At 62.8% G+C, this 25,925-nt stretch carries 26 protein-coding genes and 1 pseudogene; 14 read left to right on the plus strand and 13 right to left on the minus strand.

The features are described from left to right. Positions 1-177 precede the first annotated feature (177 nt). Positions 178-1,089 (plus strand): response regulator, encoded by a 912-nt coding sequence (locus tag NCS02_RS25515; RefSeq protein ID WP_033536196.1) that lies wholly within the window; start codon positions 178-180, stop codon positions 1,087-1,089. Between the two features lie 3 nt (positions 1,090-1,092). Here the strand turns inward: NCS02_RS25515 and NCS02_RS25520 are convergent, their stop codons facing one another. Next, positions 1,093-5,181: a response regulator gene (locus tag NCS02_RS25520; protein ID WP_250503640.1), complete on the minus strand. Its 4,089-nt coding sequence runs from the start codon at positions 5,179-5,181 to the stop codon at positions 1,093-1,095. 351 nt (positions 5,182-5,532) lie between these two features. On the opposite strand from NCS02_RS25520, the gene NCS02_RS25525 reads away from it, so the two are divergent. Continuing rightward, entirely contained in the window at positions 5,533-5,706 is a 174-nt protein-coding gene (locus NCS02_RS25525; protein ID WP_235366224.1) for a DUF3563 family protein, read from the plus strand. 25 nt (positions 5,707-5,731) lie between these two features. Continuing rightward, the gene (locus NCS02_RS25530) at positions 5,732-6,556 is read left to right on the plus strand and encodes an alpha/beta fold hydrolase (RefSeq protein ID WP_081851823.1); all 825 of its coding nucleotides are present in this window, start codon (positions 5,732-5,734) and stop codon (positions 6,554-6,556) included. Here NCS02_RS25530 and NCS02_RS25535 read toward each other — a convergent pair whose 3' ends face one another. Both NCS02_RS25535 and NCS02_RS25540 read right to left on the minus strand, forming a co-directional pair. Beyond that, entirely contained in the window at positions 6,557-7,204 is a 648-nt protein-coding gene (locus tag NCS02_RS25535; protein WP_250523331.1) for a VC0807 family protein, read from the minus strand. Positions 7,205-7,351: 147 nt separating this feature from the next. Then, positions 7,352-7,663 (minus strand): hypothetical protein, encoded by a 312-nt coding sequence (locus NCS02_RS25540; RefSeq protein WP_250503641.1) that lies wholly within the window; start codon positions 7,661-7,663, stop codon positions 7,352-7,354. 222 nt (positions 7,664-7,885) lie between these two features. Here NCS02_RS25540 and NCS02_RS25545 point away from each other — a divergent pair, with 222 nt between their 5' ends. Together NCS02_RS25545 and ppk2 are read left to right on the plus strand one after the other, a co-directional pair. Beyond that, on the plus strand, positions 7,886-8,107 hold the full coding sequence (locus NCS02_RS25545; RefSeq protein WP_250523332.1) for an HP1242/YdcH family protein: 222 nt from the start codon (positions 7,886-7,888) through the stop codon (positions 8,105-8,107). Between the two features lie 52 nt (positions 8,108-8,159). After that, the gene (gene ppk2 / locus NCS02_RS25550; RefSeq protein ID WP_250503642.1) at positions 8,160-9,251 is read left to right on the plus strand and encodes a polyphosphate kinase 2; all 1,092 of its coding nucleotides are present in this window, start codon (positions 8,160-8,162) and stop codon (positions 9,249-9,251) included. Here the strand turns inward: ppk2 and NCS02_RS25555 are convergent. After that, positions 9,248-10,138: a LysR substrate-binding domain-containing protein gene (locus NCS02_RS25555; protein ID WP_175980791.1), complete on the minus strand. Its 891-nt coding sequence runs from the start codon at positions 10,136-10,138 to the stop codon at positions 9,248-9,250. The genes ppk2 and NCS02_RS25555 overlap by 4 nt on opposite strands. Positions 10,139-10,220: 82 nt before the next feature. Here NCS02_RS25555 and NCS02_RS25560 point away from each other — a divergent pair, with 82 nt between their 5' ends. Beyond that, entirely contained in the window at positions 10,221-10,988 is a 768-nt protein-coding gene (locus tag NCS02_RS25560; protein WP_250503643.1) for a sulfite exporter TauE/SafE family protein, read from the plus strand. A 223-nt stretch (positions 10,989-11,211) separates the two neighbouring features. On the opposite strand, the gene NCS02_RS25565 is transcribed toward NCS02_RS25560, so the two are convergent. After that, a complete protein-coding gene (locus NCS02_RS25565) occupies positions 11,212-11,562 on the minus strand; it encodes a hypothetical protein (RefSeq protein WP_250503644.1) in 351 nt (116 codons plus the stop codon). Positions 11,563-11,592: 30 nt separating this feature from the next. Here NCS02_RS25565 and NCS02_RS25570 point away from each other — a divergent pair, with 30 nt between their 5' ends. After that, positions 11,593-11,862 carry a hypothetical protein gene (locus NCS02_RS25570; RefSeq protein WP_250503645.1) on the plus strand — a complete coding sequence of 90 codons (270 nt, stop codon included), beginning with the start codon at positions 11,593-11,595 and terminating at the stop codon, positions 11,860-11,862. A 69-nt stretch (positions 11,863-11,931) separates the two neighbouring features. On the opposite strand, the gene NCS02_RS25575 is transcribed toward NCS02_RS25570, so the two are convergent. Further along, the gene (locus NCS02_RS25575; RefSeq protein ID WP_008347993.1) at positions 11,932-12,135 is read right to left on the minus strand and encodes a cold-shock protein; all 204 of its coding nucleotides are present in this window, start codon (positions 12,133-12,135) and stop codon (positions 11,932-11,934) included. 242 nt (positions 12,136-12,377) lie between these two features. Here NCS02_RS25575 and NCS02_RS25580 point away from each other — a divergent pair, with 242 nt between their 5' ends. Then, positions 12,378-13,166 (plus strand): aldolase, encoded by a 789-nt coding sequence (locus NCS02_RS25580; RefSeq protein WP_250503646.1) that lies wholly within the window; start codon positions 12,378-12,380, stop codon positions 13,164-13,166. Positions 13,167-13,275: 109 nt separating this feature from the next. Here the strand turns inward: NCS02_RS25580 and NCS02_RS25590 are convergent. Next, positions 13,276-13,860: pseudogene (locus tag NCS02_RS25590) on the minus strand (DUF1349 domain-containing protein). Between the two features lie 171 nt (positions 13,861-14,031). On the opposite strand from NCS02_RS25590, the gene NCS02_RS25595 reads away from it, so the two are divergent. Further along, a complete protein-coding gene (locus NCS02_RS25595) occupies positions 14,032-15,444 on the plus strand; it encodes an HdeD family acid-resistance protein (protein ID WP_250503647.1) in 1,413 nt (470 codons plus the stop codon). Positions 15,445-15,461: 17 nt separating this feature from the next. On the opposite strand, the gene NCS02_RS25600 is transcribed toward NCS02_RS25595, so the two are convergent. Both NCS02_RS25600 and NCS02_RS25605 read right to left on the minus strand, forming a co-directional pair. Next, entirely contained in the window at positions 15,462-15,719 is a 258-nt protein-coding gene (locus tag NCS02_RS25600) for a hypothetical protein (protein ID WP_033536198.1), read from the minus strand. Between the two features lie 38 nt (positions 15,720-15,757). Next, on the minus strand, positions 15,758-16,210 hold the full coding sequence (locus NCS02_RS25605) for a Rossmann-fold NAD(P)-binding domain-containing protein (RefSeq protein WP_250503648.1): 453 nt from the start codon (positions 16,208-16,210) through the stop codon (positions 15,758-15,760). Between the two features lie 42 nt (positions 16,211-16,252). On the opposite strand from NCS02_RS25605, the gene NCS02_RS25610 reads away from it, so the two are divergent. Next, positions 16,253-16,573: a hypothetical protein gene (locus NCS02_RS25610; protein ID WP_250497375.1), complete on the plus strand. Its 321-nt coding sequence runs from the start codon at positions 16,253-16,255 to the stop codon at positions 16,571-16,573. A gap of 13 nt (positions 16,574-16,586) precedes the next feature. Here NCS02_RS25610 and NCS02_RS25615 read toward each other — a convergent pair whose 3' ends face one another. Beyond that, a complete protein-coding gene (locus NCS02_RS25615; protein ID WP_144403691.1) occupies positions 16,587-17,648 on the minus strand; it encodes a glycosyltransferase family 2 protein in 1,062 nt (353 codons plus the stop codon). Positions 17,649-17,987: 339 nt separating this feature from the next. Between NCS02_RS25615 and NCS02_RS25620 the strand changes: the two genes are divergently transcribed. After that, complete coding sequence (locus NCS02_RS25620; protein ID WP_250503649.1) at positions 17,988-18,362, plus strand: hypothetical protein; 375 nt, start codon at positions 17,988-17,990, stop codon at positions 18,360-18,362. On the opposite strand, the gene NCS02_RS25625 is transcribed toward NCS02_RS25620, so the two are convergent. Next, positions 18,341-19,393: a LacI family DNA-binding transcriptional regulator gene (locus NCS02_RS25625; RefSeq protein ID WP_008348007.1), complete on the minus strand. Its 1,053-nt coding sequence runs from the start codon at positions 19,391-19,393 to the stop codon at positions 18,341-18,343. The two genes, NCS02_RS25620 and NCS02_RS25625, sit on opposite strands and share 22 nt — an antisense overlap. Before the next feature lie 146 nt (positions 19,394-19,539). Between NCS02_RS25625 and NCS02_RS25630 the strand changes: the two genes are divergently transcribed. After that, positions 19,540-20,619, plus strand: a complete 1,080-nt coding sequence (locus tag NCS02_RS25630) for a fatty acid desaturase family protein (protein WP_250503650.1) — start codon at positions 19,540-19,542, stop codon at positions 20,617-20,619. A 17-nt stretch (positions 20,620-20,636) separates the two neighbouring features. Continuing rightward, positions 20,637-20,945, plus strand: coding sequence for a non-heme iron oxygenase ferredoxin subunit (locus NCS02_RS25635; RefSeq protein ID WP_008348011.1), 309 nt, complete (start codon positions 20,637-20,639; stop codon positions 20,943-20,945). A gap of 83 nt (positions 20,946-21,028) precedes the next feature. Here the strand turns inward: NCS02_RS25635 and NCS02_RS25640 are convergent, their stop codons facing one another. After that, positions 21,029-22,984, minus strand: a complete 1,956-nt coding sequence (locus NCS02_RS25640; RefSeq protein WP_175980809.1) for a methyl-accepting chemotaxis protein — start codon at positions 22,982-22,984, stop codon at positions 21,029-21,031. 401 nt (positions 22,985-23,385) lie between these two features. Here NCS02_RS25640 and NCS02_RS25645 point away from each other — a divergent pair, with 401 nt between their 5' ends. Further along, complete coding sequence (locus NCS02_RS25645; protein ID WP_175980811.1) at positions 23,386-24,675, plus strand: MFS transporter; 1,290 nt, start codon at positions 23,386-23,388, stop codon at positions 24,673-24,675. A 75-nt stretch (positions 24,676-24,750) separates the two neighbouring features. Here the strand turns inward: NCS02_RS25645 and NCS02_RS25650 are convergent, their stop codons facing one another. Next, complete coding sequence (locus NCS02_RS25650; RefSeq protein ID WP_008348017.1) at positions 24,751-25,740, minus strand: LacI family DNA-binding transcriptional regulator; 990 nt, start codon at positions 25,738-25,740, stop codon at positions 24,751-24,753. Positions 25,741-25,925 lie beyond the last annotated feature (185 nt).

Below are 25,925 nucleotides of genomic sequence, written 5' to 3' on the forward strand. Positions count from 1 at the left end.
ACAAGTTACTTATTCACTTATGAATATGTCCATGCACGAAAGTATTTGCGGAACAGAAATCTGCGAGCACTGAAATATCAGATAATTAATACCTCCACGCATTTCACTTTGCGGCGCACGCATTGCGGGCGTAGAGTTCATAAAGGTGCATCTCGTCTGATGAATGACCGTTCGAATATGGATAAAGCAGAGAACTCCACCTCAACGTACCAGCCGCGTTTGCTTCTCGTCGACGACGACCCGGCGATGATTCGCATCATTGGGGACATGCTCGCGGAGTTCCCCAACCAGCGCTTTGCCACCACTGGCGAAGCGGCACTCGCGCTGGCGCGCGAGTCGACGCCGGATCTGATCCTTCTCGACGCCAATCTGCCCAACATGACGGGCTTCGATGTCTGCGAAATCCTCAAGCGCGATGCGAAGCTCGCGCGCGTGCCGGTGATATTCGTCACCAGTCACGACGCGCCCGCGCTCGAAGTCGACGCCTTCAACATCGGCGCGGCGGATTACGTCATCAAACCGCTGGTCGCGCCGCGCCTGCAGGCACGTGTGCGGGCACAGCTTCGTCTGCGGCATCGCGTGATGGAGGCGCAGGCGCGTCGGCACGAGCAGGGTAAAGCGGCGGCGTCGAAACCTACGGGCGTGCGCGTGCTCGGCATCCTCGGGGACGACACGATCGAGGCGCATCGGCATGCGCTCGAAGGCATCGGCGCACTCGATCTCGCGAAGGATTGCAATGCCGCGCTAGGTCTTGCGCAAAGCAAGGAGCCGGATGCGATCGTGCTGGATGCGCGTTGCTGCGATAACCCTTGCGCGGCGGTGCGCGCATTGTTGTCGGAACTGGCCCACGTACCGATCGTCGTGCTGGCCGATGCGCGCGATGTCGAAACGGAGCAATGCACGCTCGATGCGGGCGCGGCGGATGTCATTGCAAAGCCGGCCAGGTCCGCCGTGTTGCAGGCGCGCGTGCAGGGCGCGCTGGCTTCTGCGCGCAAGGCGCGGGAAGAATTGCGCGCGATGCTGGACTCGGCATGCGGCGCGAACGTCCATCCGTTTCCGGTGTATGTTCGCGATGCAAATGGCCGCTAACGTCTAGCGTTCTCGTTCGGCTCGAACCTGTTCGAGCATATCGCGCGCGATCTCCGATGCGCGCGCGAATTCGAGTGCGCGCACGCACGCGAGAAACTGCTCGAAGTGCTCGCGATACGCGCTCGGCGCATAAGGCGACAAGTTCTCGGATAGCGCGATCGCCTGCAGATTCGATGCATCGAGCAATTCGACGATAGCAGTGAGGCGTGCGCGCCAGTCGTAGTCTTGCAGCGGTGAAACGTTGGAAGTGTTCCGTGCAGGCGATCGGGGCCGACCGAATTCATCGACGAGTTGCGCCACGCTCGATGCAAGCAACTGCTGCATGCGCGGCAACGCCACGCGCGCAGCTTCCAGAAGATGCGCGTCCTTCTCGAGCGTGCTCGCGAGCCGCGCGAGCGCAGCAGCGCCGATCGTGCCCGCGCTGCCTTTGATCGCATGCAGCATCGCCGCGGCGCCGCGCACGTCGTGCGCCGCGAGCGCCGAGGCGAGCATCGCGAGTTGCTTGCCAGTCTGCGCGTCGAGGCCGTCGATCGCCTTGCGGATCAGATCGACGTTGCCGCCGAAACGCGCGACGATCGAATCACGCGGCTCGATGATGGATTCGATATCGGCATTCGCGTGATGTGCATCCGGCGCTTGCAGCGTGCGTTCGGTGTGCGCGCGCAGCACCGCGACCAGCCGCTCCACATCGATTGGCTTGCCTACATGTTCGTTCATGCCGGCCGCTATGCATGCATCGCGATCCGCGCCCGATGCATTGGCCGTCATCGCGATGACGGGCAGCGCGGCGAAGCGACCGTCCGCGCGAATGAGGCGTGTCGCTTCGAGTCCATCGAGATCGGGCATCTGTACGTCCATGAGCACCGCGTCGAAGCAGGCGTTTGCTGCGATGACCCGATCGACGCCTTCACGGCCGCTTTGCGCAAGCGTGACGGATGCGCCTTCAGCGAGCAGCACGCCTTCGGCAACCTGGCGGTTGAGCGCATTGTCTTCGACGACGAGCAACGCGAGTCCCGCAAGGCGGCGAGCTTTCATTGTCGGCAGCGGCGTGACGGGCCGCGTCGTTTCCGTGTCGCGAGGCAGCGCGGCACGGATTGCCGCCGCGAGTTGCTTCGGCGTCACGGGCTTCGTCAGGAAGCCGGCGAAAGGCGCGTCGCCGCCTTCCTGCGACTCCTTCAACACCTCGCGGCCGAATGCCGTGACGAGCAGCACGAGAGGCGGCGCAGCGCGGCCTTTCATCGCGTGAATCTGCCTGGCGGCGTTGAGCCCGTCGAGTTCCGGCATGCGCCAGTCGAGGAGGGCGATGTCGTAGGGCGCATCGTTCAGCGCAGCTTCGCCGATGCGTTCGACCGCTTCGCGTCCGCTCGTCACGATGTCCGCGCGCCAGCCGAGCGAGCGCACCGTGCGCGCCATGATCTCGCCTGCGATCGCGTTGTCATCGGCGATGAGAATGCGCGCGCCATGTTCGAGGTTCGCGCTTTCGTCATGCGTCAACGCGCTCGCCGTTTCGACGCCAAGCGTGATGTCGAACCAGAAGCGGCTGCCTTCGCCCACGCGGCTTTCGACTTCGAGCTGCCCGCCCATCATCGCGACGAGCCGCTTGCTGATGACGAGCCCGAGGCCCGAGCCGCCGTAACGGCGCGAAGTCGATGCCTCCGCCTGCGTGAAGCCCTCGAAGATGCGTTCGAGCTGTGCCTCGCTGATGCCGATGCCGCTATCGCTGACCGTGATACGCAAGCGCACCGCTTCGCCGGATGCATCGGGCGAATCGTCGAGCCGATGCACGCTCACGACGATCTGCCCCGCCGACGTGAACTTGAGCGCATTGCCCGCGAGATTGATCAGCACTTGCTGAAGGCGGAAGCTATCGCCGACGAGCACAGTCGGCACGGAGGGATCGAGATCGAACAGCACTTCGACATCCTTCGCGCCCTGGTTGCCCGAGAGCACGATGCCGAGCTCTTCCATCAGTTTTTCCGGCTCGAACGGATGGCTGTCGAGCTGCAGCTTGCCCGCTTCGATCTTCGAATAATCGAGAATATCGTTGAGCAAATTCAGCAACGATCTGGCCGCGGTTTCCGCCTTGCTCACATAGTCCTGCTGGCGCCCATTGAGCGCCGTCAGCTGCACGAGATGCAACATGCCGAGCACCGCGTTCATCGGAGTGCGGATTTCGTGGCTCATGTTCGCGAGGAACGAAGACTTCGCCGCGCTCGCGGCATCGGCCTGCTCCTTCGCATTGCGCAGATGGAACTCCAGTTCGTACTGGTCGGTGACGTCGTAGTTCACGCCGGTCATCACGACGGGCGTGCCATTCGCGTTGCGCTGCGTGCGCAGCCCGCTCTGGATGCGCCGCGTCGTCCCGTCTGGCAGGACGATCCGGAACGGCTGCAAGGTCTCGATCTCTCCTGCGGCGGCCGCGCGCAGGTTCGCCATGATCGCGTCGTGATCCTCGGGATGTATGCGCAGGCGCCAGTGCTCGAAGTGCAGCCCGTTATCGAGCATCTCCGGCGGATATTGATAAATCTCGAACATGCGCGCGTTCCAGTGCAGCTTGTCCGTCACCAGATCCCACGACCAGATGCCCAGTTCGGCAATGTCGGCAGCCAGAAGCAACTGGTCGCGCGCGTGCGCCAGTTCGCTGCGTTCCTTCCGCTGCCTGGAGATATCCGTAATTACAGATACAAAATGCAAAGCGCCATCGAGACGCATCGCGCCCGTCGATACATGCGCAGGAAACGACGTGCCGTCCTTGCGCTGTCCGGCGAGTTCGCAGTCGGCCGTCGCGACGCCGCTTTCCCCCTTGAATTGCATTATGTATTCGTTATACAAATCCAGATGGGGCGGCGGCACCAGCATCCGGATGTTTTGCCCGATGACTTCGCTCGCCTTATAGCCGAATACCTTTTCGCCGGCCGAATTGAAGGAGCGGACTGCGCCGCGCTCGTCCACGGTGATGATCGGGCTGATCGCGGTGTCGAGGACGGTTTGAGTCGTCGCGAGGCTGCGAGCGAGCGCCTGCTCGATGTGGGTGCGCGCCGTGACCTGACGCACGAGCCGTGCGCCGAACATCGCGATGACGAGCGCGAGCACGGTCGTGACGGAGGCGTGCCAGAGCGTATCGCGCCACCACGGGCCGAGGATTTCATCTTCCGAAAGTGCTGCGGCGACGAAGAGCGGATAGTCCTGCAATTCCCGCAGGCTGTTCAGACGCGTGACGTGATCCTGCGACGATTTGGTCGTGAACACGCCCGAGCGGCCGTCCAGATGCGAGCGATAAAGGGCGGTGTCGCTCACGTTCTTGCCGACGAAACGATCCTCGAAAGGGCGGCGCACGATCATCGTGCCCGAGTTCAGCACGAGAACCGCCGCGCCCGACTGGCCGAGATCGAGGCTGTCGTAGAAGCGCGAAAAGAAATCGATGTCGATGGTCGCGAGCGCGACGCCCGCGAAGCTGCCGTCGGGCGCGTCGATGCGGCGTGATACCGGCACGATCCACTTTCCCGTCGAACGGCTCTTGACCGGCGGCCCGATGTGCGAGCCCTGATCGGTATGCGTGCGGTGATATTCGAAGTACTCGCGGTCCGAGTTATTGAATCGCGAGTCGAGCTTCGCCTGCGAATTGACGATCCACGCGCCGTCCTTGTCGAAGATGAAGAGCCCGTTCAATTGCGGCAACTGCTGCACGCGTGACACGAGCGAGCGGTGCAGGCGCGCGAGGTCGGCCGGCGACGTGCCGTCCTCCTCGACGCGCTCCACCATGCCGATGAGCGTCGTATCGGCTTCCTTGAACGCGTCGTTCGCGTGCTGCGCCATCGCGCGCGCGAGGTTGGACGTCGCCGTCGTCATCTCGTCGATCTGCGCGCGGCGTGCGGCGACGCTGCGCCAGAGATCGGTGCCGATGAGGAGCACGCAGACGACGCCGATGAACACCGTCATCCTGAAAGTGAGCGAGTGGCGACTGTGCAAGCCGTTTGCCTCCGAATGAGCGATTGCGGGACGCAAAGATCGAACGCTGCCGTATCTTATCGCGCCATCCGAAGCGGGCCGGTCTACGGGCAGGCGCGCCGGGCGAAGCGACTTTCGCGGCAATCAGCCGTATTAACGGCGCGGCGGCGCGAAAGCTTGATCCCATGCGAAGGGAATATTCTCGCGGCCTTTTCCGTATCTCACGCAAGGAGTCGCTTCCGACGAGGTCCGGCGACGTGTTCGACGTCCGCCGTCTTTCCGAAGACGAAGCGTTGGCTCGCGCCCGACACTCGCGTCGGCCTGCGCGCGGCTGATTTCGCCCCGAGCCTTGACTGGCAAGGCATCGGCGAAACTGGCACGGTCGCTGCATTGCATCGACACCCGCCGCCTCAGCGACTCTCCGATTCATCCGTCTTGCACGTTCGCTCAGCCGGCATTTCATGGAAGGTCTCGTTGGTGCAAGTGGAGCGAATCATGTTGGGATACCTAATCAATGTCGGAAAGGACTTCATGCTGCCGCATCTGATCTGCTGGACCGGGATGCTGCTGGAACGTGCGGAGCATAGCCGCCGCGACGCCTATCTCGGATCGTGCGCGGATATCGGCGAGCTCGAACGCCGTATGCGCGCGTGCGACGGCGACGCCTGATCACTCACGAAAGCGAGAACGAACGATGATGGATTCGAACGACGAACACACCGCCGCAGCGGTCATCGCGCTGCACTGCTCGGGCGCGGGCGCGAATCAATGGCGCCAGCTCGGCGAAACGCTCGACGCACTCAACGCGGATCACGCGCGCTACACGTTGATGGCGCCGGAGCACTATGGTTGCGACAGCGTCGGACCGTGGAGCGGCGAGCGCGCCTTCACGCTCGCGGACGAAGCAGCCCGCACGATCGACATCATCGATCGTCAGCGCGGCAAGGTGCATCTCGTCGGACATTCGTATGGCGGCGGCGTCGCGTTGCGCGCCGCGCTGGAACGGCCGCACGGCGTCGCGAGCATCACGCTTTACGAGCCGTCGGCGTTTCATCTGCTGAAGAGCATGGGCGCGCGCGGTGCGACTGAATTCGCCGAGATTCTCGCGATCGCGGCGCGCACGGCGGAGGGCGTCGTCGCCGGCGATCTGCGCGGCGCGGCGCGTTCCTTCGTCGATTATTGGGGCGGACATGGCGCATGGTCGGCGTTGCGGCCGTCCGTACAGGCGATGCTCACGCGCTGGGTGCCGAAAGCGCCGCTCGATTTTCGCGCGCTGATTCACGAGCCGACGCCGGCGAGCGCGTATGCGAAGCTGCGCATTCCCACGCTCGTCATGCGCGGCGAGCACGCGCCCGCGCCGACGCGCCTGATCGCGGAAACCTTGCCCGATCTGATGCCGGCGGCGAAGCTGATCGTCGTGCCGGATGCGGGACACATGGGGCCGCTCACGCATGCCTGTGCGGTGAACGCGGCGATCGCGGATCACATCGCGATGGCGACGTGCGCGCCGCTGGCCTAGCTAGCCGAGCAGACCGTCGCGCGACGACGCGCTTTCTCCCTGACGCTCGATGAGCCGCGCGCGGAACCAAAACGTCCACGCGAGCAATCCGCCGTAGATCACGTAGCTCACGACCGGCGAGATGACCAGATAACGCTCGACCGGCCACGTCCACGCGAACCAGAAGCGCAGCACGGTCTCGAGCGAGAGCCCGACGCCCCACACGAGCGTCATCAGCCGCAACGACATGCGCAGCGAAGCGCTCTCGCTCCAGTACGCCTCGAAGCGTTTCGCGCCGTCTTCCTGCTCGCGCGTGACGGTCGCGCGGGCGAGATAGAAGACGAGCGGGCGCTCGAAAAACAGCGAGATCAGAAAAACGATGCCCGTTGCGCCCGCCGCGAGCGATTCGCGCACGAGCAGGATGCGCGGGCTGCCGCCCATCGCGAGCATGACGATCGATAGCGCGATGCCGAACAGCACGAGCGCGGAAAGCGCATCCACGCGGCGCGAGCGCGCGAATTCGGCGACGCTCCACATGAGCGGCGGCGCGGCCGATGCATACAGCGCGCCGACATCGCCCCAGTAAGGCAGCGCGAGCCGGTACGCAAGCCACGGAAGCAGCAGGTTAGCGACGAGTTCGAGCACGAGACCGGGTTTGATCTTTTTCATGGACTCAGGAATGTGCGCTTTGAATGGCAATGCCTGAGCCAAGTATAAGAGATCGACAATGCGCGGCCGTGCGAACGCGCGCTCCGGTTCGCTGGGAAGGGCTCGGGCCGCTCCCGATCCAACGAGCGGCCCACGCGCACATGGCGCCTACTTTCTCGGGGGCGCGCCCGCGGCGGCGGGCGTTCCGGGCACGGCGCCGTTTGCCGTATTGCCCGCGTTGGGGTTGTAGTTCGAGTTCGCGTTGTAGTTCGGCGTCGTCGTATTCGCGTTCGGCGTGTTCGGCGTCGCCGGCTTCAGGGGCTTCGGCTGCAGTGTCTGGTTGATTACGCCCATCTGGCCCATCTTCTTCGCGGCTTGGCTGTCCGCGCTGGCCGCCGTGGCGAAGCACAAGCCAGCAGCGCCGGCGATCAACGCAATGTGCAGGGCGCGTCCCTGCGCGCGATTGCGGCTTTTCTTCATGTCGGCCTCCTTGGCTCACGCCGGCCGCGCGGATGCCCGGCCGGCGACATCATTCTGTGCAAGGACGATACCCGGGCGAAAGAGGGTTTTGCCTAGGTGCTTGCAAATGCAATCCGCGGCGGTCTGACACAGCATCGCTTGATATTTGTCTAAGAAAAGGCCCTCTCCGGTCGGTAATATGTACTTCGAATTGCTAATTGTTTATCAACCGGAGGATCAAGCATGTTTCCCGAATATCGCGATCTCATCTCGCGCCTGAAGACCGAAGACGGCCACTTCTCGCGGCTCTTCGAGCGCCACAACGAACTCGATCATCAGATCCACAACATGGAGACCGGTGTCACGCCTGCGGATGGCTTCGCCATCGAATCGCTGAAAAAAGGAAAGCTGCTGCTGAAGGACAAGCTCTACACGGTCTTGCGAAAGGCGCACGAAGCCGCCTGAAGACAAAACGACGTGAGAGACAGAGACTCCGAGCAACAACATCGAGGAAGGAATGAAGTTGATATCGCCAGGTAACACTGCCGAATCGAGCGACGGCGGCGTCGCGGCGCGAACGAAGCCGCCGTCCATCGAACAGGAAGAAACGGGCCGCGCTGTCGAAGCGGCGCATGACCTGCTGACGAGCAGCCTGGACGACATACTGAAGCGCTTCGACGCACGAGACGGCGCACAAGCTGAATCGCTGGTCGATACCGTCCGAACGTTGATCGGCGGTATGTCGCCGGATGAAGTATCGGCGTTGCGCGCCCATCTTTTCGATGGCGACGCGATGCTGCGGGCCGCCAACGGCACGCCTGATCCCGACGACGAACTGTCGCCGTCGTGGCGCAATGGCGGCTATCCGTATCGGAACCTGATGTCGCGGCGCGCGTATGAGAAGCAGAAGTATCGCCTTCAGGTGGAGCTGCTGAAGTTGCAGGCGTGGGTGCGCGACACGGGTCAGCGCGTCGTCATCCTCTTCGAAGGGCGCGACGCGGCGGGCAAGGGTGGCACCATCAAGCGCTTCATGGAGCATCTGAATCCGCGCGGCGCGCGCGTCGTCGCACTGGAAAAGCCGTCCGAGCGCGAGCGCGGTCAATGGTATTTCCAGCGCTATGTCGAACACTTGCCGACGGCGGGCGAAATCGTGCTCTTCGACCGCTCGTGGTACAACCGCGCGGGCGTCGAGCGCGTGATGGGCTTCTGCTCGCCGCGCGAATACGAAGACTTCATGCAGCAGGTGCCCGCGTTCGAACGGCATCTTTCGCAGAGCGGCACGCACGTCATCAAGCTGTGGTTCTCCGTGAGCCGCGCCGAGCAGCGCCGACGCTTCAAGGAGCGCGAGATTCATCCGCTGAAGCAATGGAAGCTGAGTCCGGTCGATCTCGCGTCGCTCGACAAGTGGGATGCGTACACCGACGCCAAGGAAGCCATGTTCGCGCATACCGATAGCGCGGACACGCCCTGGACCGTCGTACGCTCCGATTGCAAGAAGCGCGCGCGCCTCAACGCGATGCGCTATGTGCTGCACAAGCTGCCCTACGCGAATCGCGATCTCAAAGCGATCGGCGCGGTCGATCCGTTTATCGTCGGGCGTCCGTTCTAGCTTGCGGTTGCGCCGTCCATCAACGTTTCGGCGAGCAAACGCGCGTGCGGCGTGAGCGCGCGGAAGTCGCGGGCACACAGATGCAGACGGCGTGTCGCCCACGGCTCCGATAGCGGCACGACCGCGAGCGTCGGCCGCTCCAGCATCCGCGCCGATGCCTCGGACAGAATCGCGAGTCCGATGCCCGATTCGACGAGCATCCCGACGTTGTCGATACTGCGCATGCGGATTCGGTAGCCGATCTGCCGGCCAAGTCGCGAGGCGCGCTCCGCAAGATGCAATTCGAGCGCGGCATCCGACAGCCCGACGAATGCCTCGCCGACGATTTCCGCGAACGCCACCTCGCTTTCTCCCGCAATCCGATGCGCGCGATTCGCCACGACCACGAGTCGATCCTTCGCGAGCAGATGCGTCTCCAATTGTCCAAGATCTGTCGTGTCCGAGACGACGCCGAGATCCGCGCGCCTCTCCGCGAGCGCCTGCACGATCTCCACACTCGGGCGTTCGTCGAGATCGATCGAAAGATCGGGATAGGCGACGAGAAAACGCGAGAGTCTCGGCGGCAGGAAGGCGGCCAGCGCCGCCGTGTTGGACATCAGCCGGATGCGGCCTTTGAGGCCGGTTGCGAACGAGCGCAGCTCGCCGCGCATCTGCTCGACCTGGCCGAGAATCGCGCGCGCGTGGCGCACGAAGGCATCGCCGGCGGCGGTCGCCTGCACGCCGCGGCGGTTGCGCTCGAGCAGCGGCGCGCCAAGCGCGGCCTCCATGCCCGCGATGCGCTCGCTCGCCGAGGCCAGCGCGAGGTGCATCGCCTGAGCGCCCGCCGTGATGCTGCCGCGCTCGACCACGGTCAGGAAAAGCCGCATGTCGGTCAGATCGAAACGCATCGCGCTTCCTTCGGATTGGCCGAAGCCTCGCATTGGAAATGCCAGATTGTAAGGGGACGGCCGCGTCGCTAGCATCTGTCGCATGGAACCCTTCATTGTCGTTATCGGCGCCGGTTTTCTTGCGGGCGCGATGAATGCGCTGGCCGGCGGCGGCTCGTTCGTGAGCCTCCCCGCGATGATCGCCGCCGGCTTGCCACCGGTTCAGGCGAACGCTTCGAGCACCGTCGCGCTGTTTCCGGGCGGTGTCGTGAGCGCGTGGGCCTATCGCGACGGGCTCGGTCCGGTCGGCTCGGTGTCGATCCGCAAGATGCTCGTGACGACGCTCGCCGGCGGGCTCGTCGGCGCAGTCTTGTTGCTGTCCACGTCGTCGCGGACGTTTTCGTTCGTGCTGCCGTGGCTGCTTCTGTGCGCGAGCTTCACGCTTGCGTTCGGCCGCAAGTTGGGGGAGATGTTGCGGCGGCGCTGGCATATCGGCGCGGCGGCGGTGCTGTCGATCCAGTTCGCGCTCGGCGTGTATGGCGGGTATTTCGGCGGCGCGGTCGGCATCATGATGATGGCCGTCTGGGGCCTGCTCGATTCGCGCGACCTGAAGAGCCTTAATGCGCCGCGCACGTTGCTCGTGAGCGCGGCCAACTCGGTGGCCGTGCTGACGTTCGCGGCGGCGCAGGCAGTGCGCTGGCCGGAGACGATCGCGATGCTAATCGCGGCGATCGCCGGCGGGTATGGCGGCGCGCAGATCGGCCGGCGCGCGCCGCCGCAGTGGGTTCGCGCGGGCACCTTGATCGTCAGCGCCGGTATCACGATTGCATTTTTCGTAAAGACCTACGGGCCGATGCTCTCGCATCGATGATCGAGTGCGTCGACGTTCAGGGAGACAGACATGATTCCCGCCTTGCTTGAGACCATCGGGGCGCTATCGCTGCTCGCAAGCATCGCGGCGAAGGTCATCCTGCTGCACGGATCGCGCGAGGAAGACGAGCCCGAAACGCCGAAATCCGCATCGATCAGGCGCGCGCGAATCGGATGTTTTCGCTCGAGAATCCGCGACGAAACACATCGCGCCCGTATGCCGCTCAGTGCGCGTTGCGTTCGATTGGCGGCAGGCCGAGCGGCTTTCTCGCGGACTCGTAGGCACGGATGAAGCGCGGATCGTCGTCGAGTTCGCGCGCCATCCACTTGGACAGATCCGCGCCGCAAGCCGGGTCGGCGATGTCGCGGAAGCACGGCGAATTCGCCGGCATCATGCTGGCGGCCCAGTAGAAGCCGAAGAGCGCCTGCTTTTCCGCTGGGTCCATGGCGATGGCCTGGGGATCGGCGCCCGAAAACCAGCGATCGAGCCTGGCAGACAAGGACGCTTCGGTTTCGCGGCTATCGTAGGAAAACACGTAACCGCCGCCCGCCTGGGCGGTGCGAAAGTCGTTCATCACAACCTCCGAGACGAAACGCGCGGCATTTTGATTCGCCGCGAACGATTGCGCGCGCGCATCGCAAGTCAGGAACCAAACGAAGACGAGCAATGCCTTTGTTTTGTGCCGAACCAGCGGACGGCATTTTTTCCGATTGCTTGCCGAGTTCACGTGAATCAGAGGAAAGAATTTCGCATCACCGTCAATGAGAACGGCGCTGCAAATACAGTATTTATTCTACTGATTTATTCAAAGGACATGCGCGCCGAGGTCAGTTTGCGCTGGCGCGAAAATCCCGACCATCCGGTAGATAAATAATCTCCGCGTGCACCAATGCAAAAACGGCCCATACGGGCCGTTTCGTGCCTGAGGCGCCAGCGTTGAAACTTACAGCGGCTGGATCGTCGAAGCTTGCTTGCCCTTCGGGCCTTGCTTGACTTCGAAGCTCACCTTTTGATTCTCCTGGAGAGACTTGAAACCCTTGGACTGGATTTCGGAGAAATGTGCAAACAAGTCTTCACCGCCGTCGTCCGGCGTGATGAAGCCAAAACCCTTTGCATCGTTGAACCACTTCACAGTACCTGTTGCCATTTTTCCAAACCCTATTGAGACGAATTACGTTGAAGATGCGCTTCGAATTTCGAGCGGCATAGAGTTTTACCATGCCACAAGTCGGAGTTCAAATAAGCGTTTCTGCTAAGAGACATGACATACACGCGTCATACTCCGCGCTCAGGCGCCGGTCGCGCTGATTTTTTTTGTCGGACATAATGCGCGCGTCCGTTCGATTATCCTCGCCTTCACGGTCACGCAAACGACAAAGGCAAGCTCATATGGCACATACGCTTTCCAGCGGCGCACCGCGCGCCGCGTCCGCTTCCGCACGGCTCGACGCGCCCGGGATCGCCGAAGCGCGCCGGCAGCTTGCAGCCTGCTTCCGGCTGGCGGCGCTGAACGGGTTCGAAGAGGGCGTCTGCAATCATTTTTCCGCGATGGTTCCAGGGCACGACGATCTGTTCTTCGTGAACCCCTACGGCTATGCGTTCGGCGAGATCACGGCGTCGCGTCTGCTGATCTGCGATTTAGACGGCAATGTAATCGACGGCGAAGGCGAGCCCGAAGCGACCGCATTTTACATTCACGCACGCGTGCACAAGCTGATGCCGCGCGTGAAGGCGGCTTTTCATACGCATATGCCGAACGCGACCGCACTGTGCCTGCTCGACGGCCCGCCGCTTCTGTGGCTCGGGCAGACGTCGCTGAAGTTCTACGGCCGCACGGCGGTCGACGAGGACTACAACGGTCTCGCACTCGACAACGCGGAAGGCGATCGCATCGCGCGCACGATGGGCGACGCCGATATCCTGTTCCTCAAGAATCACGGCGTGATGGTTGCAGGCGCAACTATCGCGGAGGCTTGGGACGATCTCTACTATCTGGAGCGCGCGGCCGAAGTGCAATTGCGCGCGATGAGCGCGAACCGGCCGCTCAAGCCGGTGCCGCACGAGATCGCGCAGCGCACGTACGAACAGATGCGCGCGGGCGATGCCGAAAGCGCGCGGGCGCATCTCGCGAGTGGCATGCGCCAGTTGCGCGCGCGAGGCATCGATTTCGAGGCGTGATGACTCCTTCGCGTCGAAGCGCCTGAACCAGCCGCGTTTGCCCATGTCGGTCTGCTGCAGGAATCGCGGCCTGGCCCTGCAAATGAGTGTTTTTGCGAGCCGGTGTGCCTTACATCGAGATGTCGTGCAGGTCTTTCACGATGGGCGGCCCGATCGTGAAGTCTGAGAAATGGACCGTGAGACCGCCGCGCTCGGGCGTGCAACACATCGGGCCGACGAGCCATCGTGCGTTCGCGCCGCTCGATGAGAAAGGCGCGAGACGCATGAGCGTTCAGTTGCGTTCATCGGCGCTGCATTGCACTTTCAGCACGCCTTGCGCGATCGTCACGCGAAGCCGGAAGCGGTTTGCGCCGGCACGCGAGCCGAGCGACCAGTCCGAGAGGTCGTTCGTGAGTACGGTGCTGAACGTGAGCGCGCCGTCGTTGTATTCGGCGCCGGCCTTGATCCAGCGCTCGGGGCTTTCGCGGATCATCAGGCCCGCCTGATCGTATAGCGCGGAGAAATCGCCAGCGACGGCGACTTCCGCCGTAAAGTCGCCTTCCACGCTCGCCGCGAAAACATGGCCGTTGTCGCGCACGAAGCCGTAATGCGTCTTGCGCCAGAAGTCGGTGTTCGTGTCGGTGGTGACGATGAGCGTGTCGTTGTCGACGCGCCATTGCGCGGGCTCGTTGATCCATCGGCATTGCTCGAACATGGCGTCTGGCGTCGCGTGAAGATGGCAGCGCAAGTATTTCACGGCGCGCAAGCCGTCATGCTGCCGCGCGTGACACAGTGCAGGGCAACGAACGGTCGTAGGAAAACGGTTTTCTGTGTCGACTGCATTAACATACGAACACTTACCGTCACGCTTTGAATCGAGAGAACGATGGTCAAGCTGATGATGATTCTGCTGGGCGTCGACTATTTGCGCAATCGTTGGCGCAGCCTGACGGTCACGGGCTGGTTGCTTCTGGCCGTCGGCATCGGCGTCTTCATCGATGCCCTCGACGGCGCGCTCGGCTTTCCGGTCGCGTTCGTCGGCTGGCTGCTGCTGATCGAGGGCGCGCTGACATTGTCCGTCGCGTGGGCGGGCGTCGGCGGACAGCGCAGACTGCGCTATGCGAAGGGCATTGCATTCGTTCTTACTGCCGCGTTGATCTTCGAAGGCGATCATCACGGTCACTTCGTTCTTTCGATCCTGATCGGGCTCGCGTTTATCTTCGACGGCCTGTTGCAGGCGACATCGGCGCTTGTCGTACGTTACCGGCGCTATCGTGTCGCACTCGGCTTCGCCATCTTCGAGATCGTCCTCGGCATCTTCATGATTCAACCGTATCCGACGCATTACAAAGGCACGGTGCCGTATTGCATCGGTGCGTTCTTTATCTTCGCGGGCTGGAATCTGATCATGATCGGCATGCGCGTGCGCAAGCTGACGAGCAATCCGGCCGTATGGGGCGATGCAAGCGCGGAAGCGGCGAGCGTTGCGGACAAGGCGCCCGATAACGAAGCGCGCGTCTTGCAAGCCAGCGAATGGGACGGCCCACCCGCCGATAACGAACCGGCGCTCACCGTGCATGTGTGGACGCCGGTCGGATCGTCGAAGGCCGAAACGCAATGGCACCCGATCGTCGATCGTTATATCGCCGCGGTGGATCGCAATGGCGTGATCTCGACGGGACACGCGGCGCTCGAATCGCCGGAAGGCATCTATGTGAGTCTCTATCCCGCGGTTGAAATCGACCGCTCGCCCGATGACTTCGCGCGCCTGCTGCGTGCCACGCGCGAGAACGATGTGCCCGGCGTGTTCCAGCCGAGTTATGCGATCGAATCGAAGGCATGGTGTCCATCGACCGTGCGCGTGCGTATCCGCAATTACGACCCGGCGCGGCTCGATAGTTTCTGGCGCAACTATCGCGCGGATACGACTTATAACCTCACGCACCGCAACTGTTCGAGCAGCGTGTCGCGCGCACTCGACGCCGCGCTCGAAGGGGCGGCAGGGCGCCTTTACGGTTCGCGCGCGGGTTGGGGCGCGCTCGTCAGGATGATCGTGACGCCGGAACTGTGGGTCGCGGCGCAGATACGCAAGCGCGCGGTGACGATGGCCTGGACGCCCGGCCTCACGCTCGACTATGCGCGCGCGCTCAGCATGGTTGCCGATCCGCGTCCCTATGGCTGGCTAAAGGTCGCGCGCATGGCGCTTACGAAGATGCGCAAGTCGCGGCGTGCATGGCGCGAGGAAGGTGCGCTTGCGCAGAACGGCGGATCGAATGCCGATCCGCCCGCACGCGTTTGATGCGCTGCGCCGCTACGCTATAGATCGAGGTCTTCGGCTTCCTTGCGTGCGCGGCGTTCCTCGTTCGCGCGCCGTGCGCGCAAGCGCTGACGCGATAGCTGAGCGATCACTTCGCCCGTCGACGCGCCCGGCGGAATCTCATTGCGAATGACCTTCGGTACCATCGGCAATCCCATGCGTTGTCGACGCAGCGCGCGGGCGATGGCGGTGCGGCATTCCTGACCGTGACAGTCCCATTCGTCACGGATTCGCTCGCAGTAGGGACATTTTTCCATCCCTCAAGTCTACCGCGAAACAGTGGCGGCTTCGTGCGTCACACATCCCATACGCCGCTCGCCGTGGCTCGCGTGGCGTAGTCCTCGAACGAGCAGGCTTCGCGATGCAACGCGGCGCGCACGCCATCGGCGGGCTTGTCGTTGGGGCCATCCAGCACGGTCGTTAAGAGATAGAGAATCAGGTCGGTCTCGGGCTTCGGCACGCCAGCCGCGAGCAGAGCGTCGCGAAATGCATGGGGCGGCACGGGCACGAGCCGCATGTCACGTCTCGTCGCTTTCGCGATGCATGCGAGCGCTTCGGCGAAAGTGATCGCGCGAGGTCCGGTGAGTTCGTAACGCCGCTTTTCGTGGCCTGGCTGCGTGAGTGCGGCGACGGCTGCATCGGCGATATCTTCCGCATCGACGAAAGGCTCTTTGATATCGGCGACGGGCAGCGCGAGCGTGCCCTCACGGATCGGATCCAGCAGAAAGCTCTCGCTGAAGTTCTGCATGAACCAGCTGCAACGCAGGATGGTCCAGCTCGCCCCGGAGCGTTGCAGCGCTTCTTCCGCCGCCTGCGCTTCTTCTTCGCCACGTCCCGACAACAGCACGATGCGTTCGGCGCCGCTCGACAACGACGCGTCGAAGAATACATCGAGATCGCGGAGAGCCGCGCGTGCGGCGCATTGCTGGCGTCGGCGATCCGGCGCGTGATGCCGCGTGCGGACAGCAAGCGCGTCAATGCGCTCGCGTTCCTGATCTGGCAGCCAGGCGAAGAAACAATGCGCCTTGCCGTCGCGCACAAGCGCGGCGAGGGCGCATTGCTCGTCGATGCCTATAAGCGAATGAGCTTGCGCGCCATCGAAGAGGCGTGAAAGGGGGGCCGCGTCATCCGCTCAACTGATTGGACGTGCTCGGCCGCCGCGCCCGCTGATGATGATCGAGGCTGCGGCGCAACACCTTTTTCACGAGGCCCTTGAGGAAGTGGATCGAGCGGTCCGCGCGTACGTTCAGATCGAACGGCTTCAGTTCGACAACCTGACGCTTGCCGCCTTCGGTGAGTTTCTCGCGCATCTTCCGATGATCGACGGCCATGGCCGTGAGCGTCTCGGACGCCTGCTTGAACGAAGCGCGATCGACGCGCGCGCAAACGTGGCACGCACGCTGAAAGAGCTTGTCGAAGACGGTGAGCCAGAAATCGTCCATGTCACTGCCGTCGCAACGTGCGAGCGCTTCCTGCCCTGTGAGGCGCAGATTGTGCATGTCGCGCAGCTTGGCTGTCTGCGTGATGCTGCCGAAGCGCCGCCGATAGCCGATCAGCGGCGCGGGAATCCGATAGATGCTTTTTGCGCGCAGATAAGTCGAGGGCACGAGGGCCATGTCTTCGTAGTTTCGTCCTTCGGGAAAGGGCGCTGCGTCGAACAGGTCGGTGCGATAGACGCGCGCCCACGCAAAGGTATGGAATCGATCGGCAAACTGCTGCAGCGCCGCGCGATCCATCGGATGACCGCCGCTCGTCGCATGGTCGACGAGTTCGATGTTATCGAGCTCGCGGTCGTCGTCATCGATGATCTTGACGTTGTACTCCACCACATCCCACTTGCGCTCGGCGAGCACCGGGATCATCGCTTCGGTGAAGCCCTTCAGATAGATATCGTCGCCGTCCAGGAAGCCGACATAAGGCGTTCGCACCGCCGCGAGGCCGGTATTGCGCGCGGCGCTCAGGCCGCGATTTTCCTGGTGTATCAATTCGATGTGCACGCCGCGATCGCGCTCCACGACCGAGCGCGCTGCCGCATAGGTCTCATCGCGAGAACCGTCATCGACCACGATGATCTTCATCGCGTCGATATGAGGTTGGGACAGGAGGGATTCGAGCGCTTCCTCGATGTATCCCTCGATGTTATAAGCCGCCACGACGATGCTGAGCAGCGGACTGGTGTCTCGCAAGGAGTCACTCTCAAACGGCATGGATGACGCTCTCCGTCGATTGATTGGGCTCTGTCTCTCCGCACGCACCATGCGAAGAGCCGTTGTCGATGTCCCGCCGTGCCGCCGCGCGCAAACGCGCATCACCTTGTGATTGATTGCGGCACGACCGGACATGCAGCTGGTCTGATGGATGAGGCTGGCTCGATCACCGTACAAGACGGGAAGCTCTGGCAGCGCATTATTGTTGGAGCATGTCACGTCATATGGCGGGCCCCGGACACCCCGGCCTGACGTGCATGTCGATGGAACAATCGTTAATAGAGCCGTTTTTGCCGGGCGGGTTCCCCGAGCGACTGCATGCTAGTCCTTCAAAGCAACGAAGCGATGACACTCGCCTCTTTCAGCGTGCAGGCAAATGCAGTCCACCGGGACATACTAGTGGAAAAACGGCCGCGTGAAGCTGGGATTTCATCGCCGCCGCCTCATATCGGCGACGCAGGATGGCTCGCAAACGTTATCGTCCTGAGTCGATGGTCGCCGTTCGGTGCGCTCGGCCACATGCCCGAGCATCTTCAGCATTCAGTCGTGACAAACGGTTTCTGCGTGCAAGCGACTGTAGCAATGCACTGCATATTTTTCTCATCACTTTCGCATCGTGAGGTCGAAGAAGAAAAAAATACGCATTCGGTTGAATCGGCACGCTGTCAAGCTCAGACGTTCTCCGGCGTATAAAGCTGCGCCGGCAGCGGATACTGGCTGGCCTGTGCTGCTTCGCCCGGCAGCGCTTGCAACGCGCGCAGCATTGCCTGAATGGCCGTCTCGGCGATGCGCTGAAGCGGCGTGTCGATCACGAGATCGATGACGCCTTCGACGAGCGCCTCGTACCGGTCGGGCATCAGGTCGCTGCACACGGTGACGATGCGTCGTCCCGCGGCCTCTTCGCGCAGCGCGCGTATCACGCCGCCCACGCCGCCGCCGGGGATATAGAGGCCGGCGAGATCGGCATGACGGGCGAGCATCGCGAGCGTCGCTTCGTAAGCGAGTTGCTTGTCTTCGAGATTGATCTGCGTATCGAGCACGCGCAATCCGGGCGCATGTTCGCGCAAGTACGAGCGAAAGCTGATCTCGCAGCTTTCCTGACCGAGATAACGCGGCGTGCCGACGAACACGCCAACAGTGCCTTCGTCGCGACGCGTGAGGCGGCTCACGGCCCACGCGGCCGTGCGTCCGCTCTTGCGCGGATCGACGCCGATATAACCCGCGCGTAAGGGCGCACTCAGATCCGATAGCAACGTGACCGTCGGCTTGCCCTGCCCGTGAAGCGTTTCGATTGCGGCGGTCACATGCGGATGGTCCACTGCGACCACGCCGAGCGCATCCACCTGCTCGCCGAGCGTAAGCAGCGTGCGTGCGATGGAAGCCGGATCGAGTTCATCCATGTACTCGATGACGGCGTTGCAATGCTCCGGTTCGTGGCGCGCGGCGGCATCCGTCAGAATGCGCGCGAACGTCTGATAGAAGGGATCCGCACGTTTCTGCAGACAGAAGCCGAGGGCATAGCGTTCATGGCGCTCGCCGCGTTGCGCGCGCAGACGTTCGCGCATCAAGCCTGCGCCGTGATAGCCGATGCGCTCGGCGGCCTCGATCACGCGCAATGCAGTGCCTTCGCGCACGCTGAGACGTCCGTTGAAGACGCGATCCACTGTTGCCGGACTGACGCCGGCAGCCTCGGCCACGGATTGAAGCGTGGGACGCTTGCTCATCTTTGATGTAATTGATGGGTTTTCAATTCGCGCGATGATGCCTAAAGATAGCAAATGCGCGTGAAGATTGCGCGGGCGATGCATCCCCTTTTATCATCGAATCAGCAACGACGAATGATGCAAATCCAATCATCGCTTGAGGTGACATGATGGATTCCGAGCAGGCGCAAGGTGCGGGCGCGCGGGACGGCTATCGCGATTACCGGCTCATCGACGGCGCAGGCGAGCGTGCGAAAGCGTCGGGCCTGGTCAATGCGGACTGGTACAAGTGCGCGGTGCCGCGGCCGGTCATGAAGAGCCTGATGCAGCGTGGCGATGCACGCGCCATCGGCGACACCTTGCTCTGGTATGCGTCGATCATCGCGAGCGGCGTGCTGGCGTGGTTCGCATGGCAAGCGCATTCGCTCTGGGCGATTCCCGCATTTCTTCTTTACGGCACGCTCTATTGCAGCCCCGCCGATTCGCGCTGGCACGAAAGCGGTCACGGCACCGCATTCAAGACGTCGTGGATGAACAAGGCGCTCTATCAGTTCGCGTCGTTTCAGGTGTTTCGCCGGCCGACGATCTGGCGCTGGAGTCACGCGCGTCATCACACGGATACGCTGGTCGTCGGAAGGGATCGCGAGATTGCCGTGCCGCTGCCGACGGACTGGCTGAGTCTCGCATTGAACGTCTTTGCGCTGAAGCACGCAGCGGGCGAAGTGCCGAAGATCGTTTCATCCGCGTTCGGCAATATCGGAGACGAAGAAAAGACCTACGTGCCGGAATCGGAATGGCCGAAAGTCATTCTTGAAGCGCGCGTGACGCTCGCGATCTATGCGGCGGTGATTGGCGCATGCTTCGTGTCTCATTCGATCCTTCCCCTGCTTTATATCGGCTTGCCGAGTCTGTACGGCGCGTGGCTCTATCTCTTCTTCGGCCTCACGCAGCATGCGGGCATGCCTGAGAACGTGCTCGATCATCGCAAGAACTGCCGCACGGTGATGATGAATCCCGTGTTCCGCTTTCTGTATCTGAACATGAACTATCACGTCGAACATCACATGTTCCCGATGGTGCCTTATTACGCGCTGCCGCGCCTGCACGAAGCGGTGAAGCATGACATGCCGCCGCCTTACACGAGCACGATCGCGGCATATGCAGAGATCATTCCGGCGCTCGTGCGGCAAACGCGCGATCCGTCGTATCACGTCGAAAGACCGATGCCCGCCGCGACGCAGGCATGACCAAGGAGGCCGTTCCGATGACGCAATGGATCGATGCAGCTGCGATGGACGATATCGAAGACGAAGACGTGATGCGTTTCGATCACGATGGCCGCACCTTCGCGATCTATCGTGTGAACGATGCCGTCTATGCCAGCGATGGCCTATGCACGCACGAGCACGTTCATCTGAGTGACGGATTCGTGATGGACCACGTCATCGAATGTCCGAAGCACAACGGACGCTTCGACATTCGCGACGGCCGGCCGCTGTGCGCGCCCGTTTGCGAAAAGCTGCGGACGTATCCCGCGAAAGTCGAGGATGGCCGCATCTTCATCGAGGTCTGATGCCCCGTCGACGATCGACGTCGGTATGTGGCGCGCACGACGACGCGCCACGTCCGCTTGAACCGCTATGAATGCGCGAAGGCTTAAACGCGGAACATGCTGACGACGCGCGCAAGCCGCTCGGCCTGATCGCGCAGTTCGGCGGTGGAATGCTCCGCTTCACCGACGAGCGCGGCGTTCTGTTGCGTCGCTTCGCCGATCAGCATGACCGCGCTGTTCACCTGCTCGATGCCGCTTGCCTGCTCGCGTGACGCAACGCCGATTTCATCGACGATGGCATTCACGCGCGAGACTTGCTCGACGATGCCGCCCATCGTGCTGCTCGCTTCCTCGGCGATCTTGTAGCCGTGCGAGACCTTCGCGGCCGATTCGGCGATCAGCACTTCGATCTCTTTGACTGCGCCCGCGCTGCGCTGTGCGAGCGCGCGCACTTCCGATGCGACCACCGCGAAGCCCTTGCCGTGCTCGCCCGCGCGCGCGGCTTCGACGGCAGCGTTCAACGCGAGAATGTTGGTCTGGAACGCGATGCCTTCGATCGTCGCGGTGATGTCGGCGATGCGTCGCGCCGATGCGTCGATCTCGCCCATCGTCGCGACCACGCGCCCGACTGCATGACCGCCTGCGCGCGCGGCATCGGATGCGGACGCGACGAGCGTCCCCGCCTGCGCCGTATTCGCAGCGTTCTGCTGCACGGTGCTCGTGATTTCTTCCATGCTCGCAGCGGTTTCTTCGACGCTCGCGGCCTGGGTTGCGATGCGCGTGGCGATATCGCTGCTGCCCGATGCAATGCGCGCCGTCCCTTCGTTCATGTCCGCCGATGCGCTGCGCACCTGCGCGACGATGCCCGCGAGTCCGCGCGCGATGCCGTCGATCGCACGCATCAGCCGGCCGATATCGTCCTCGCGCGCGCTGTCGATACGCACGGTCAAGTCGCCCGCGGCGATGCGTTCCGACGCGCGCGTCACGTCGTCGATGGGACGGCCCACGAGTCGCGTGACCGCATAGAGCAGCACGCCGACGAGCAGCGCCACGATGACGAGCCCGAGAACCAGGAAGCGATTGCGGCTCGCGTGAACGTCGGCGAGCACTTCGTCGCGATATGCAATGCCGCCGATCATCCATTGCCATTGCGGCACCGTCATATAGATGATTTCCTTGTTGCCGCCATGCACGCGCGAATCCGCGCCCGCGATATCGGGGCCGTCGAACGAGAGCTCGCCTTCGTGCGTGTCGAGCATCTGCTTGAAGGGCGCAACGCGCTCATCGGCCAGTTCGCCTTTCGAACCGGGATGCACGAGCAGCTTGCCGCGGTTCGGGCCAGTCGATGCATCGACGACGAAGTGATAGCCGCTCGCGCCGATCGCGAGCTTCGCGATGGTGTCCTGCAACGCTGCGAATTCGGATGTCACGTCGACGCCAACGAAAAGTGCGCCGATGATGCGTCCCGATGCATCGGTGACGGGCTTGTACGCGGTGATGTACTGCTTGCCGAAAAGCGCCGCGATGCCGATATAGGGCTTGCCTGCAAGGATCGGCGCATACGCGGGGCCCTTGCGGTCGAGCAGCGTGCCAATCGCGCGCGTGCCGTCCTGCTTCTTGAGCGACGTCGTCACGCGCACGAAATCGTCGCCGGTGCGGGCGAAGATCGTCGCGATGGCGCCGCTTTCCTCGAGGAACGCGTCGGGAATCGTGAAGTCGTTGTTCAGCGCCTTGTCGCCCGCGAGGAAAGTCGGCGTGGCTTTACCGTCGATGTCCACGGTGCGGGTTTCATCGAGCGCGAACGTCGAAGGCAGACGATGCGCGAAGATCGTCATGAAGCGCGTGACTTCCGCGCTCACGGCCTTGTCGAAGAGGCCGATCATCGTCGCGATCGAGCGATTCTCGCTTTCGACGCGCGCGAGCGCATGCGTATCGACTTGCTCGCCCGCGCTGCGCGTGACGGCGATGGTGAAGAACGCGACGACGACTGCCGTGAGCGCGCAGGCGAGCACGGCGAATTTGGTCCCGACGTTGGTCCGGGCCAGAACATTACGAAACATGGGGAATCACTGGGCGATAAGAGTTGTGATGATCCTTATCGGCAGACGCTTAAGAAACTTTAATTTGCCGCGGGCATGAAAGCCATTGCGATGGCTTCGCGTGCGCCGAGCGGCTCCTGTTTCCCAAGACAACTCCTAGAAAACGATTAACTTTTCGTACGCGCCGATACGGGTGGTGAAAGGGCTTCCAACTCGCCCGTCAGCAACAGTTCTGCCACAGATTAGGGCAAATACTAGGATAGCCAGTAGGCAGCAAACCCACTATTCTTCGAAAAAACGTTTTCCAAAACCTCGGCGAGCTTGCGCTTTTAACCGGCGCAAAGCCATCGCCCACGGCGCTCGTCGCCGTTCACGCAACAAGAAACGCGGCACGACGAGCGCCGCCGCGTCCGGAGACTTACATGAACACTGTCGTTGCCGGCGTCGTGCGTACCGCCAGCCGCTATCGCTGGACCGTGTGCGCGCTGCTGTTTTTCGCCACGGTCATCAACTACATGGACCGGCAGATCCTCGGTCTGCTCGCCCCGATGCTGCAGCACGACATCGGCTGGACGCAGGTGCAGTACGGCCGCATCGTGATCGCGTTCTCGGCTTTCTATGCGATCGGCCTGCTGTGTTTCGGGCGTATCGTCGACTGGCTCGGCACGCGCATCTCTTATGCGCTCGCGATGTTCGTCTGGAGCATCGCCGCGATGCTGCACGCGGCCGTCGGCTCCGTGATGGGCTTCGCCATGGTCCGCGCGCTGCTGGGCATCGGCGAGGGCGGCAACTTCCCCGCGGCCATCAAGACGACCGCCGAATGGTTCCCGCGCCGTGAGCGCGCCCTCGCGACTGGTATTTTTAATTCCGGCGCGAACATCGGCGCGGTCTTCGCACCGGCACTCATTCCCGCGCTCGCGGTGGCCTTCGGGTGGCGCGCTGCGTTCGTGATGGTCGGCGCGATCGGCCTCGTGTGGCTCGTCGTGTGGTTCGTGATGTACCGCCAGCCGGACGGCCGCGCGCACGACGACGAAATCGCCGACGAAGGCGATGACACCAACGCCGCCGACGCGGCCAACGCCAAGGCGCGCGCGCCGGGGTTCAAGGAACTCATCAGGAAGCGTGAGACGTGGGCATTCATCGTCGGCAAGTTCCTGACGGACCCGGTGTGGTGGTTCTATCTGTTCTGGCTGCCAAAGTGGCTCAACGAATCGCGCGGCATGGACATGCAGCACATCGGCTTGCCGCTCGTCGTGATCTACGCGATCACGACCATCGGCAGCATCGGCGGCGGCTGGATTTCTTCCGCGCTGCTGCGCGCGGGCTGGACCGTGAATGCGGCGCGCAAGACGGCAATGCTGATCTGCGCATGCGCCGTGTTGCCGATCGCGTTCGTTTCGCAGGCAGAAAACCTGTGGGTCGCGGTGGCCATCGTCGGTCTCGCCGCAGCAGCGCATCAGGGCTGGTCGGCGAACCTCTTCACGACGGCATCGGACTTGTTCCCGCGACGTGCGGTGGGCGCGGTGGTCGGCATCGGCGGCATGGCCGGTTCGATCGGCGGCGTGCTGTTCTCGGAAGTGATCGGCCAGGTGCTGCAACGCACGGGTCACTACTGGGTGCTGTTCGCGATCGGCGCATCGGCGTACCTCATCGCCTTCGGGATCATGCACTTGCTCACGCCGAAGATGACGCCGGCGAAGCTCGCAGCGTAATTCGTATTAGCGATTATTAGTCAGGACATGCGCCGCGCCGCCCGCACTCGCAACTTGCAGGCAGCGCGGCGTACGTCATGCAGCGGCAGCAGTCGATTCACGCACGATGAGCCGCGGCTCGAACATGGAGTTGCCCGGATCGGGATGACCGGCGAGGGCGTCGATGAGCTTCTGCATCGCGAGTTCGCCCATCTTCTCGCTCTGAATGTCGACGGTCGTGAGTCCCGGCGCGGCGTATGCGCCGTAGGGCACGTTGTCGATGCCGGTCACCGAGACGTCCTGCGGCACGCGAATGCCGAGCGAAGCGGCTTCCTTCATGAAGCCGAGCGCGATCAGGTCGTTGTAGCAGATCACCGCTTGCGGGCGCTTCGGACCGAGCATCACGCGCGAGCAAGCCTGTTCGCCGGCAAGCGACGTTGGCGCATGGGCTTCGTAGATATCGAGTTCGAGGCCCGCTTCGGCGAGACACTCGCGCGCGCCGCGAATGCGTTCATCGTTGATGCGCGCGTGCTCGAAGCCGAGATACGCGATGCGGCGATGCCCGAGATCGAGCAGATGACGCGCGAGCATGTAAGTAGCGAGGCGGCTGTTGATGCCGACGCTCGGAATCGGCAGCTCGGCGTTACGCAGCAGCACGACGGGCTTGTCGAGATCGAGCATCCACTGCGCGTTTTCGTCTGCCAGGCGCGAGCTGACGAGCAGGCCGTCCACGCGTTGCGCGAGCGCTTCGATGAGCGGCCGCTCGCGCGCCTGATTCTCGTCGATATCGACGAGCAGCAGCGTGTAGTCGTGCCGCAGCGCAATGCGGTTCGCGCCTTTCACGACATGCGTGAAGTGCGGATTGCTGATGTCGAGGATCGTGAGACCGATGGTGCGCGTCTTGCCGGTAATCATCGAGCGCGCAAGCGGGTTCGAGCGGTAGCCGAGCGAATCGATGGCTTCCTTGAGCTTGGCCTCGACCGGCGCGGAGAAGCGCTGCGCGCCATTGATGTACTTCGAGACGGTCGCGACGGAGACGCCCGCCGCAGCGGCGACGTCGCGAATGGTCGGGGAAATTTTTTTCATTCGAAGGGTAACGTTTTCGCACTGTTAACGGATTGTCGCAGAAATTCGGGAAACGATGACATCGAAACTTGCGTTTTGCATGCGGCGTTTTGCATGCCAGACGGCGATTGACGGCGCGTCGCGCCGATCGATATAGTCCCGAAAACGTTTTCTTCCTTATTGCTTTCAACGCATCAGTACGTATT

This window comes from Caballeronia sp. NCF2 (genome assembly GCF_023631205.1).
In the GTDB taxonomy this organism is placed as follows: domain Bacteria; phylum Pseudomonadota; class Gammaproteobacteria; order Burkholderiales; family Burkholderiaceae; genus Caballeronia; species Caballeronia zhejiangensis.